General features: G+C 30.7%; 11 protein-coding genes. 7 read left to right on the plus strand and 4 right to left on the minus strand.

What is annotated here, in order from left to right; all coding sequences use genetic code 11:
• Positions 1–33 precede the first annotated feature (33 nt).
• Complete coding sequence (locus ACWJJ7_RS02120) at positions 34–1,005, plus strand: glycosyltransferase family 2 protein (RefSeq protein WP_462963721.1); 972 nt, start codon at positions 34–36, stop codon at positions 1,003–1,005.
• A gap of 267 nt (positions 1,006–1,272) precedes the next feature.
• On the opposite strand, the gene ACWJJ7_RS02125 is transcribed toward ACWJJ7_RS02120, so the two are convergent.
• The 4 genes from ACWJJ7_RS02125 to ACWJJ7_RS02140 form a co-directional block, all read right to left on the minus strand.
• Entirely contained in the window at positions 1,273–2,541 is a 1,269-nt protein-coding gene (locus ACWJJ7_RS02125; protein WP_462963722.1) for a VanW family protein, read from the minus strand.
• A 343-nt stretch (positions 2,542–2,884) separates the two neighbouring features.
• Positions 2,885–3,025: a zinc ribbon-containing protein gene (locus ACWJJ7_RS02130; protein WP_462963723.1), complete on the minus strand. Its 141-nt coding sequence runs from the start codon at positions 3,023–3,025 to the stop codon at positions 2,885–2,887.
• A 139-nt stretch (positions 3,026–3,164) separates the two neighbouring features.
• Positions 3,165–4,427 (minus strand): MFS transporter, encoded by a 1,263-nt coding sequence (locus ACWJJ7_RS02135; RefSeq protein ID WP_462963724.1) that lies wholly within the window; start codon positions 4,425–4,427, stop codon positions 3,165–3,167.
• A gap of 3 nt (positions 4,428–4,430) precedes the next feature.
• On the minus strand, positions 4,431–4,892 hold the full coding sequence (locus ACWJJ7_RS02140; protein WP_462963725.1) for a MarR family winged helix-turn-helix transcriptional regulator: 462 nt from the start codon (positions 4,890–4,892) through the stop codon (positions 4,431–4,433).
• A gap of 213 nt (positions 4,893–5,105) precedes the next feature.
• Here ACWJJ7_RS02140 and ACWJJ7_RS02145 point away from each other — a divergent pair, with 213 nt between their 5' ends.
• The 6 genes from ACWJJ7_RS02145 (at position 5,106) to ACWJJ7_RS02170 (ending at position 12,416) form a co-directional block, all read left to right on the plus strand.
• The gene (locus ACWJJ7_RS02145) at positions 5,106–5,786 is read left to right on the plus strand and encodes a DUF5680 domain-containing protein (RefSeq protein ID WP_462963726.1); all 681 of its coding nucleotides are present in this window, start codon (positions 5,106–5,108) and stop codon (positions 5,784–5,786) included.
• Between the two features lie 334 nt (positions 5,787–6,120).
• The gene (iscB, locus tag ACWJJ7_RS02150; protein WP_462963727.1) at positions 6,121–7,356 is read left to right on the plus strand and encodes an RNA-guided endonuclease IscB; all 1,236 of its coding nucleotides are present in this window, start codon (positions 6,121–6,123) and stop codon (positions 7,354–7,356) included.
• Between the two features lie 77 nt (positions 7,357–7,433).
• On the plus strand, positions 7,434–8,303 hold the full coding sequence (locus ACWJJ7_RS02155) for a methionyl aminopeptidase (protein ID WP_462964920.1): 870 nt from the start codon (positions 7,434–7,436) through the stop codon (positions 8,301–8,303).
• 459 nt (positions 8,304–8,762) lie between these two features.
• Positions 8,763–8,978, plus strand: a complete 216-nt coding sequence (locus ACWJJ7_RS02160) for a Spo0E family sporulation regulatory protein-aspartic acid phosphatase (RefSeq protein ID WP_462963728.1) — start codon at positions 8,763–8,765, stop codon at positions 8,976–8,978.
• 347 nt (positions 8,979–9,325) lie between these two features.
• Entirely contained in the window at positions 9,326–11,653 is a 2,328-nt protein-coding gene (locus tag ACWJJ7_RS02165) for an ABC transporter permease (protein ID WP_462963729.1), read from the plus strand.
• Positions 11,654–11,657: 4 nt separating this feature from the next.
• The gene (locus ACWJJ7_RS02170; protein ID WP_462963730.1) at positions 11,658–12,416 is read left to right on the plus strand and encodes an ABC transporter ATP-binding protein; all 759 of its coding nucleotides are present in this window, start codon (positions 11,658–11,660) and stop codon (positions 12,414–12,416) included.
• Positions 12,417–12,450 lie beyond the last annotated feature (34 nt).

Raw genomic sequence — 12,450 nt, forward strand, 5'->3', positions numbered from 1 at the left:
CATTAAATAATTAAAGTGAAGGGAATGATAATAATGAGTAATGGAATTATTTATTCTGTAATAGTGCCTTTGTATAATGAAGAACTTGTTATAAATGAGAGTTACAAAAGATTAAAATCCGTTATGGATCGTACACTTGAAAATCATGAGATTTTATTTGTTAATGATGGAAGTAGTGACTCAACTGGGGATAAAGCAGAAAATATATGTAGAAAAGATAAGAGTATAAAACTTATAAATTTCTCGAGAAATTTTGGACACCAAGCTGCAATAACTGCAGGAATGAATAAGGCCTTAGGTGATGCTATTATTGTAATAGATGCGGATCTTCAAGATCCGCCTGAAGCTATTTTAGATATGATTAAAAAATGGAAAGAAGGCTATGCGGTTGTATATGGCAAAAGGGTTAAGAGAGTGGGTGAAACCTTTTTCAAGAAATTTACTGCTAAATCTTTCTATAGATTACTAAAAAGTATGACGAGTATTGATATTCCAGTTGATGCTGGAGATTTCAGACTTATAGATAGAAAAGTATGTGATGCCCTAAATTCATTACCAGAAAAAAATAGGTATATAAGAGGTTTAGTTAGTTGGGTTGGATATAAACAAACCTTTGTAGAATTTGTACGTAAAGAAAGATTTGCTGGTGAAACAAAATATTCTCTAAATAAAATGATGAAATTAGCTTTTGATGGGATAACCTCTTTCTCTTATAAACCATTAATGATTACTGGCTACTTTGGAGCATTTGCAGGTTTAATAGGTACTATTTTATTAATTAGTAGTATTACAACCTCACTGTTTAACCAAAGCAATATATTAAATTTAGGTCTAATACTTTCCATTAACTTAATTATGTTTGGCATTATGTTTTGCTTTCTCGCTATTATAGGGCAATATATTGGAAGAATATCTGATGAGAGTAAAGACAGACCTTTATATATAATTGCAAGTACAATAAGTTACAATGAACTTAAAAATAGTGTGATTTTTAAAGGTAATTGAGGATAGTATTGTAGAATATATAGAAGAAGGTATAAAAAGAGGAGCTAAAATAATCTCCTATGGAGAGCCTGTTGGCTCAATCAATATGGTTGGACCTAAGGTATATAAAGACATGAGCGGGGAAATAACTTGCAATATTTTAAAAAGAACATAAAAATCCCCCAAATCATAGTTTTCTTATCCTACAATTGGGGGGATTTTGTAATGTTCTTTTTTAGTGGTTCAGTTCATAGGCAAGGTAGGTTGTCCAACTAATATTGATTTTTTCTATGAAAGTTTATCAGTATAAAGAAAAGTTTTAGACACTTGACTACCGTTCTTATACATTATTCTAAAGACAGTTACCTTCTTGCCTGCAACTTCATTAACAATTTTATATTTTTCATCATTAAGAATTGAATTTGAGTAGATACTAAATGTTACATTTTTGTTATGTACTGCAGATTCTATATATATAGGATAAGAATTAGTATTTTTAAACCTATAATCTAGAAGGCCGTAGGCAACCGTAGCATCTAATCCTGCACCAATATAGCTAGAACGCATTGTATGTGGGTGTCTTTCTAGAGATGTTAAATTAGTTCTAAGTACTGCATTATAAAGTGTAGTTGAAACTTGGCATACTCCACCACCTATGCCATCTACATATTTATCGCCTATAATTTCTTTTGATGTTTTATATCCTCGTTCAATAGTTCTATCACCTACTACATCATTAAAACTAAAAATATCTCCTGGCATAACTATTTTCCCATTTATAGCACTAGAAGATAACCTAATATTTTCTGAACGATTTTCATTTGAATTTCTAAAGTTAGTTGTAACACTAGATATTTGAGCATTTATACCTTTTAAATCATTTTCTTTAATTTTAGGTTCAACTTTCTTTAATTTAGATTGGATTACTAAATCTTGATCTTTTTCAATATTATTAACTTTATTTATTATAGCTTTTTTTAAACTGTCAGAATCAACACTAAGACCATATTTATCTTCTGTTACAATTAATTGACCTGAATTGTTTCTGAAAATAGTTGCATCTGTTGCGTTTTTATTGTTGTCTTTAGCAATATCTTTAAGTAGTGTATCTACAATGGCATAATTGTAGGTATATTTAACATCAAAAGTTTGCTTTCCAGGGGACGTTATAGCAAAATAGTTTTTAAATAAATTGTCGTTTCTGCCGATATTGTAAGCTTTATCAATGACAGCATTATAATCATGTTTTATATCAAGTTTTGATGTATGAACGGTATATTGTTTGTCATTAAGGTTTATTGTTATATCTTTTTTAGCAATAATATTATTGCGATTTTTAATAACAGCATTTTTCGCTTCATCCTTAGTCATGCCACCTAAATTTATATCTTCTACCCACACCTCAGGATAGATTTTTAAGTCGTATTTTGATATAGTAGAACACATAATAAGCAATTGTATTCCTAGTAGAGACACAATTATTCCTACTATAATTAAGTTTCTCCTTAATCTTTTTTTTCTTTTTTTACTTGCTTTTGATACAATATTTAAACTCATGTTCTTTGCACCTCTCCTTACAATTATTGTGTTTCGACTATACTTGGTATATTAGTGCATATTTTGTTGTAACTAAGTATATTATAACTGATTTTTGAAAGAGAGTTATTACAAAGAAGTTACTTTTTTAAATAGTTTAGATTCAGATGTTAGGGATCTGAATATTATATCAAACTAATTTGAGTTATTAGAAAAGCTCAAAAGTTTCTATAAATAGATAATGAAAGGATGTATTTACATATAGTTATAAGATTCCTGTTGTAGAATAATTATAGATTGTTACAAAAAAAATAAGCCCACACAAGGGCTTGTATTTTTGATTATATTGTACCATTATTTTATATTAAAATTTCCTAAAGTTTGTTTTTTTACATTTAGGACAGGGAGGTAAAGTATCGGTATTATCATCTAATACTACCTTTTGACCGCAAATTTTACAAACATATTTACCATTTCCAGGTTTTTCACCAGTTGAGTATGCCATAAACAATTCACCTCTTTTTTTTATTAAATTATTGTTAATATAATTTTAGCATAGTAGAATTATTTTAACAATACTAGAAGAGGAAGTCGTCAATGCAGCTTCTGCGAAGCTGTTGCAGCTCCGCATGAGATGATTTAATTTATACGGATGTAACTTTACCATTTTCTCTAAGTTTAGCCCAGGTAACAAGTAACAATATCAATATTATTGCAGAAATACCTGATAATATGAAACAAGTGTCAGCACCGTATTTTTCAGCCACAAACCCTGAAAGAAGACTTCCAAGAGGGGTGAATCCAGCAAATACAAGTGAATAAACACTCATAACTCGTCCTCTGTATTCATCCTTAGAATTTAGTTGTAACATGGAATTTGCGGTGGTGGAAAAAAACATATTAAATATTCCTGTTACAGCTAAACTTAAGGCAGTAAAATAATATAAATTACTTATGCCTGTAAAAATTAACATTATGCCAATTCCAATAGAGCTACCAATCATAAGAATTTTATTTGGACCATTTTTACTTTTGAAAGACATGAGAAGTGCTCCAATGAGAGAACCTGCTCCAAGTGAAGAAAGTAAAATTCCATAGGTTTTTTCCTGCATATGTAGTACGGTTTTTGTAAATACAGGGATTAGAACGTTGTAGTTAAAAACAAATATTCCCATAATACTAATTAATATCAAGGTTTCGAGTAATATAGATTTGCTTTTTATATATTTAAGGCCATCCAATATTTCTTTAAGCATGCCTTTTTCAGAAGTTTTCTTTCTAACATAATTGATTGCTTCAATATGAACCAGCCCATAGATAACTGCCATAAAGCTAAAACCATTTAATAAAAAACACCATCCTGCTCCGAGATATCCCATAAGTAGAGCTCCAATAGCCGGTCCAATAATTCTTGCTAAATTAAAAGTGGCTGAGTTTAAAGCAATGGCATTCATTAAATCGTCTTTTCCTACTATTTCAACATTAAAGGCTTGCCTAGTTGGCATATCTAAAGTATTACAAAATCCAAGACATAAAGCTAAGGCGATTAAATGTTCATACTTTAACGTATTTGTAAATACTAATGCTGACAATATAAAAGCTAATATCATCGATACGCTCTGAGTGAAAATCAGTATTTTTTTCTTTGGAAACTTATCAGTTAGTACCCCAGCAAACAATGAGAAAAAGGTTATGGGTAAAAACTGCATTGCTCCGACAAGTCCAAGTAAAAATGGAGATCCTGTTAGAGAAAGTACTAGCCAGGATTGCCCTATATTTTGTGTCCAGGTACCTATTAAAGAAAGACACTGACCCATCCAAAAATATCTATAATTTTTATGTGTAAGAGCATGAAAGTTACTGTTGATAATCCTTTTAGTAGTAAACGCTATGTTTATTTTTATCATCTCCTAATGAACTGCATCATTGTTAAAATAATCATGTGTGTAAGTTGTGGCATTTTCTCCCATTCTTTCGAGTAGTGCTAAGGAGGTTTTCTTTTCATCTTCACTAAATCCTGAGAATAAAATATCCATCCAATCCATCATGGCTTTTCTAACCATAGGTTTTAGTTTCAATGATTTCTCAGTAAGATAAACATTATATGCTCTTTTATCTTTTGCATCTATTTTTCTAATGATATACTCATCATCTTCTAGCTTTTTTATAGCCTTTGCTGTGGTACCCTTATCAATTTTAAGGTAATCTGATAATTGTTCCTGACGTACTCCATCTTTTTTATATAATGCATTTAAAAATGTATACTGACCTTTACTTATATTATATTGCTTAAGTTGCCTTCCCACGTATACATGACCATGTCTATGCAAAAGAGAAATCCATCTTCCTAATGAGTTCTTATTTTCATCCATTGTCGCATTCCTCCTAAATTAGTTGCAATTCCTACTAATTATATAATAGAACAATATAGTTGCGAATGCAACTATATTTTATAATAGTACTGTAGTATGATTTAATTAAAGCGTTTTAAAATTTAAGGGCAACCTCTAGTTGACAAAAATGTTATGTTTAATTGGTAGCAATATGGTCGTTTTATTAGTAGACTTATGTAGGGGTGATTAAAAATGAGTTTTCAGGAACAATTGCAAATTCTTAGAAAAGAAAAAGGATTATCACAAGAAAAATTAGCTGAAATGCTAGGTATATCAAGACAGGCAGTTGCAAAGTGGGAAGTTGGACATTCATATCCTGACATTGCAAGACTAATTGCATTAAGTGATTTCTTTAAAGTAAGTATTGATAAACTAGTTAATGATTATGAAGAAAATTGCCGTTTATGTATAGAAGAGAATAAAGTTGCTTCTATAAATGAAAAAATAATAGAATTTTTATGTACTGCAAAGAGATCTACATATGCAGGAAAGGGTGCCGAGATCCAATCTTCAAGACCTAATTCACATGATTTAGAGTATGTAGAAGGAAATCTAAAATATATTGATACCTATTTAGGGGGAGGGCAATTCGCAGGAGAAGAGGCTTTATGGAAGGATGATATTCCATTTTGGTCAATGAATTATACAGGCAGAATTATAGGTGAAGGATTTTCAGGAAACTTTTTAAAAGAAGCCTTGAGCTTAGTACCAAAGGAAAATCCATATCGTGGACCTATGGTATATCAAAATGGACAATATAAATATCATTGCATTGTTAATGGAGAATTTAAATGGTTTCAAGGATATGAGGAAATTTATTTTGATGATACAAAGGTATATGAGTGCTTTTTTCATGGTGGAACTATTAAATAATAGATTAATACTAATATAGGAGCTACTAAACTGCTTAAAAAATCTAAATAATTTCAAACAAAAGTGAACATATTTAGTTGTTCATGCAGTGAACGTTGCTTTCAAGCTTAAGTGAGTGTAGCATCTGAAAAGATTGTAGCACGATGAACTACGTGAAATGACAGGTTAAAGACGTACCTTTAGATGTACTTCAGTCTGATGCTCTACGATAATGAGGAGGAAAATAATCTAAGGTTTTGCTACGGCTTAATTATGATTAGACACACCGAAATTCAGTGCACCATCATTTTACATTGGCAAGAAGAAAAATTTCCCGTAAGGAGGTTGACTAGAAATGGTCGAATATTCATTTGTACTGGACTTAGCTGGCAACAGACTAAGCCCATGCAACAAAAATAAAGCTTATTACCTTATTAGAAATAAAAAAGCAAAAATGCTTAATAAATTTCCGATGGTAATACAATTGTTTAAAATAGTTAAGGAGAATAACAATAATAAAACTAAAACCTATCTTGGAATTGACGATGGGAGTAAACATGTTGGACTAGGAATAATCCAAGATTGTAATAACAAAGTAAAACCAATTTTTAAGGGGACTATAGAACTTAGACATGACGTTTCTAAAAAAATGGCTATAAGAAAAGGGTATAGGACATATCATAGATATCATAAAAGGTATAGAGAAAAGAGATTTGATAATAGGAAATCATCTAAAAGAAAAAGTAGACTTGCTCCAACGATAATGCAAAAGAAACAATCCATTTTACGAGTTGTAAACAAAATAACCAAATGGATTAAGATAGATTCGATATATTTAGAAAATGTGTTAATAGACATACGAGTTCTAACTGAAGGTAGAAGGCTATACAAATGGCAATATCAAAAATCTAATAGACTGGATAATAACATTAGGATAGCGGCACTCGTGAGAGATAACTTTACTTGTGTTGATTGTGGTTCTAAAGAAAATCTACAAGAACACCACATTAAACCAAGACGTGCTAAAGGAGCCGACAGCATACATAATGTTGTAACATTATGCAAGTCATGTCACACAAAAACCTTTGGCAGAGAAATCGAGTTAATAGATCAATATTTAGCTATAATAAAAGGTAGAAAATTAAATCTTAGTGATGCCTTGCATGTTATGCAAGGTAAAAAAAATTTACAAACTGAACTTAAGAAAATAGCCCCATTATATTTAACTACGGGTGGCGATACTGCAAACCATAGAAATGATTGGGATATAGAAAAAACACACTCAAATGATGCTTTAGTTATATGTAACGTAGATATCAAAAAAAATAATATTGATATCAAAGACTGGCAAATATCACCTTTACGTAAAAAATCTAAGGGTGACGCGGAGCTAATTGTAAAAGGATTTAAGCATAGAGATTATGTAAAGTATACCAAGAAAAATGGAACCGAGTATATTGGATATATTACAGCATTATACCCAAATAAAAATCAATTTAACATGACACAAACAAATGGTGAGATATTAAAAAGATATGGTCTAAAAAGCTTGAAACTATTATCAAGACCAAAATGTATACGGTGGATATAATATTAAAAATAAGGAGGTGAACTGGTTAATTAAATCAAATGTACAATTATGTTCAGATTTAATTAACCAGGATGTATATGATTTTAAATAGAAATGATAAATGCTGGTGTGGAAGTGGACTAAAATATAAGAATTGCCATTTGGACTTTGATAAAAAACTAGAAACCTTGAAGAAACAAGGCTGCATAGTTCCAACAAGAAATCTTATTAAGAGCAAAGAGCAAATTGAAGGAATAAGAAAAAGTGCTAAAATTAATAATGCTCTTTTAGATTTAGTTAGTGAGAATATTAAAGAAGGAATGACCACAGAAGAAATTAATAAACTAGCTCATGAATATACAATATCCAAGGGTGGAATTCCAGCTACTCTTAATTATGATGGGTTTCCAAAAAGTATTTGTACATCTATCAATGATGAAGTGTGTCATGGAATACCAAGTAAAGATGTAGTACTTAAAAATGGTGATATTATAAATGTCGATGCAACTACTATACTTAATGGATATTATTCAGATGCATCAAGAATGTTTATGATAGGAGAAGTAAGTAATGAAGCTAAGAAGATAGTAGAAATAACTAAGGAATGTTTAAATAAGGGAATAGAATCAGTAAAACCTTGGGGCTTTCTAGGTGACATAGGAGCAGCTATTCAAAAATATGCAGAAAGTAATGGGTACTCAGTAGTTAGAGATTTTGGCGGACACGGAGTTGGGCTAAATATGCATGAGGATCCATTTGTTTTTCATTTTGGAAATAAAGGAACAGGTATGGTTTTAGCACCAGGAATGGTATTTACGATTGAACCAATGATAAATGGCGGAAGTCATAAAATATATATAGATGAAGATAATGGATGGACAGCGCTTACAGCTGATGGATCTCTTTCAGCACAATGGGAGCATACAATGCTTGTAACTGAGGATGGTATAGAGATAATATCAAAATAAATAATAATCAAATCATCTCCTGCTAAGCTGCAATATTAACGTTAGCAGACCATGGTGGTTATTAAAAAAGCTCTGATTTTCTTAAGAAAATCAGAGCTTTTTAGGAGAATCTAGGTAGCGTACGAGATACTAGTTAAATATTTCGTTTCTCAAAGACTAAATAACCTGCAAAACAGAATATTATAGAATATATAGCGGATACACCAATAGCAAATGCAAGTGTTGTGCCAACGATGAATGATTCGATATTATCATCGTAAAAGGCATCATAGTTCTCTGGGAGGGTTAACTCCCTTTGAGAAACGATATTCTAAATAATTAATTACACACAAGTGTTACAATTTTGCTTGACCATGTCAAGGGGAGCAATGGTAGTTCGATTTTGGAAAATAGTCAGTTGCAACTAAGGACACTCGGAAGGGTGTCTTTTCTTTTACATTAAAATATGGGTGTTACATAATGGCAGACAAACCTCTACCAATTTTCGCTATAATTGGTAGAGAAAGGAGGGGAATTATGACACAATTGGATGAAATATTACAACAAATTGAAAAACACAGAACTTTATTGCATCAGTTAATGGATGAAAAAGAAACCTTAACTGATCCCAGATTAGTAGTACTTAGCCAAGAGTTAGATGAACTACTAAATGAATACGATAAGCTATTAGATTAAATTTAATAGCTTATCGTATCAAACCAATTAAGGAGCCTAAGGGCTCCTTTTCATATTAAAGCCAGTGACAAGTATATGAATAGATCATAATATATGGTAATATTTTAACGATGGCCTAGTTAAGCTTCCTTCAAGAAATGTATCCATGAAAATGTGATACATGGTAACAAAATATCAAGCAAAAATGAAAGCGTAAAAGCGGAACTTTCAGATATTCATTTATAATTTTGAGGTAGTCGGGTGAAATATTTGTTGAATAATTATATTTGTAAGATTTCATTAATAATTTGAATGTTTTTCTTTAATTTTTCTTATGTATTATAGAATTAAGGAAAGGATGTAATTATATGTGGCTTAAAAAGTTGAAAAAGAAGAAACTTCAATGTTTTTTAATAGGAGTGTTATTATTTTTATCCTCTTTAATATTTACAAGTAGTTTGTCCATGTTAACTTCTATTCAAGGGTATGTTAATAAATTTTATTCTAATGATAAATTTTACGATATAATTTGTTATAACGCTAATGAAAGTTCTACAAATGATGTACTTAAGTGGGGTATGCGTAATTCAGAGGCTAAGGATGTTAAAGCTATCGAGGCATTCACCTCTGGTAATGACCTTTATCACAATGGTGAAAATTTAAAGATTTCAATGTACGATGTTGTTCCAATAGAAGATAGCAAAAATCTTCCCTTTGGCTTAAATAAGGGTAACACATCAAATAATGACAGTTGTCCTAAAGAAGGTGAAGTGTGGATTACTAAGATGCTCGCAGAAATTCATAATATTCACCTTGGAGATAGCTTAACCATCAAAACAAAGACAAAGGACGTTACTTTAAAGGTTTCTTCCTTAATTAATGACTCTCTTCAGCCCTCTTCTACTATGGGTATAATTAATCTATATACCAATAAGAATAGTGAACAGGAATTTTCTTCATTAAGGAAAACATCATTAATTTTTATAGATGTTAAAAGTGGGACTAATGTAGCTAATGTAGAAAAGGATTTGACAACTTCTATAAAAGTTGGTGGATTTGTATTTGATAAAGATTTGTTAATATTAAGTTCCACTATGGCTTCGTCTATGATGGGGGGCATTGCAACCTTAGCTTCAATTCTAGTGTTTATTGTTTCAGTATTTCTTATGCGATTTATTATATGGAATAATATTTTAAAAGAATATAAATCTATTGGAATATACAAAGCTCTTGGTTTTTCTAAAAGAGAAATCCTCAAATTCTATATTATAGGTTACTCAACAATTGCATTTATTGGAAGCATCCTTGGGGCGCTATGTAGTATCCCTATATTAAATTACACAGCCTCTAAAGTTTTAAAGTATATTGGTGATTTTCGAGGTGTAAGTATTAATGTAAGTGTTATTTTATCTACAATAATTTCATTTACATTAGTAGTAATTATTAATTTGTATTTTGTAATTAGAAAAACTAATAAGATCACCCCTGTGGAGGCTCTTAGAACTGGTATTACTTCTTCAAGGAAAAAGTTAACAAAATCATTGATCAAAAATAACACATCTCCATTAGCCTTAGCAATAAACGATGTGTTTAAATATAAAAAGGTTACCGCATTTATAACTTTAACCTTAACATTATCCCTAACTCTTGTACTGCTCTTTGGTAATGCAAATGCGTCTATGTCAAAGATGAAGGAAAATGCTCCTATTTGGTTTGGAATACCTAAAAGTAATGTAACCATCAGTGCTCCGCTCATGGTTAGCCCATCAGGAGTTTTGAAGAAGGTTTTGAATGATGTAAAGAAGGACAAAAGAATTAAAAATTATGTTTATGGATCTATGATGCTAACGGATGTAGTAGAACTGGACACTAAAAAACACCCTATAATGAGTACATTGTACGATGTGTTTGCAATGAATTCCTATAATAGCTCTTTAGGATTTACTATCATAGATGGGCATAATCCCAAAAATTCTAAAGAAGTAGCTGTTTCTTTAAAAATATTAAAAGATGCAGGGTTATCCTTAGGGGACTATATAGAACTATCTATAAACAATAAAAAAACAAACTATTTAATAGCAGGCTCATATAACTCAATGCTGAATAATGGATATGGTATAAGAATATTAAATTCTGCAATAGAAAAGAAAATTCCTGAATTTATAGGTAGTGAAATTTTTGTAAACCTTAAAACAGGTACTGATATAGAAGATTTTAAGAAAGAGATTAATAATAAATATCCGAACTTAGATGTCAGTGATATTCACCCTATGCTTAAAGATACTACAAGCTCTATACCTGGAACAATACTCCCAATTACAAATTTGTTAATTGTGGTATTTATAGTCTTTTGTTCAATAACAATACTAAATATTATAATAATGAATATTAGGGATAATAGAAGACACTTTGGAATAATGAAGGCACTAGGATTTACCTCTAAAGAAATAAGAAACAGATATCTATATAGGATATTAATATTAACATTATTTAGCACTATTATAGCTATCATATTTAATTTAACGATAGCAAGACCCATGATTGCTGCAGCAGTTAGTAAATTAGATGTGTTAATAATATCTCCAGTAACAATGTTGTTACTAATAATCATTATGGTTATTTTAATATTAGTAACAACACTTATATGCTGCAACTCTATAAAAAATACTAAGCCTACTGAATTAATGGAGGAGTGATTTGATGAAAAAAACAGTTATAGAAGCTAATAACCTTTGCAAATCCTTTGTCACAGGTAAAACTGCTCTTAATGTGATAAAAAATTTAAGTTTAGACATCTATGAAGGGGACTTTACTGTAATTATGGGAAGCTCAGGCTCTGGTAAATCTACATTATTATATACTTTAAGTGGTATGGACTCACTTACAAGTGGCAGTGTCAATCTCTTAGGCAATGATATTAGTTCAATGAAAGAGGAGGAACTTTCATCAATTAGAAAGAAAGATATATCCTTTGTATTTCAAAGTATAAATTTACTGCCGGACATAACGGTTTTTGAAAATATAGCTTATTGTGGTTATGGAGTAAATAAAAATAAAAAAGAAGTCAATGAGAAAACCTTAAAGCTTCTTGAAACCCTCAGTATAAAAGATGCTAAGAAAAAATACCCCTCAGAAATTTCTGGTGGTATGCAACAAAGGGCAGCAGTGGCAAGAGCTATAATTACATCCCCTAAAATACTATTTGGAGACGAGCCCACAGGAGCACTTAACTCCACTGCGGGAGAAGAGGTTCTAGACATATTATCGGACTTAAATAATAATGGTCAAACAGTAGTTGTGGTTACTCATGATTTAAAGGCTGCTGCTCGTGCTTCCAGATTAATATATTTAAAGGATGGTAGAATAGATGGAGAACTTGATTTAGATAAATTCTCTAAATCAGACGATGGAAATAGAGAGGGTTTAATATTTGAATTTTTGAAAGAAAGAGGGTGGTAAACTCTCTTTTTTATGATTTTATGGTAAAATGTAA

It is taken from the genome of Clostridium sp. CM042, from assembly GCF_055080995.1.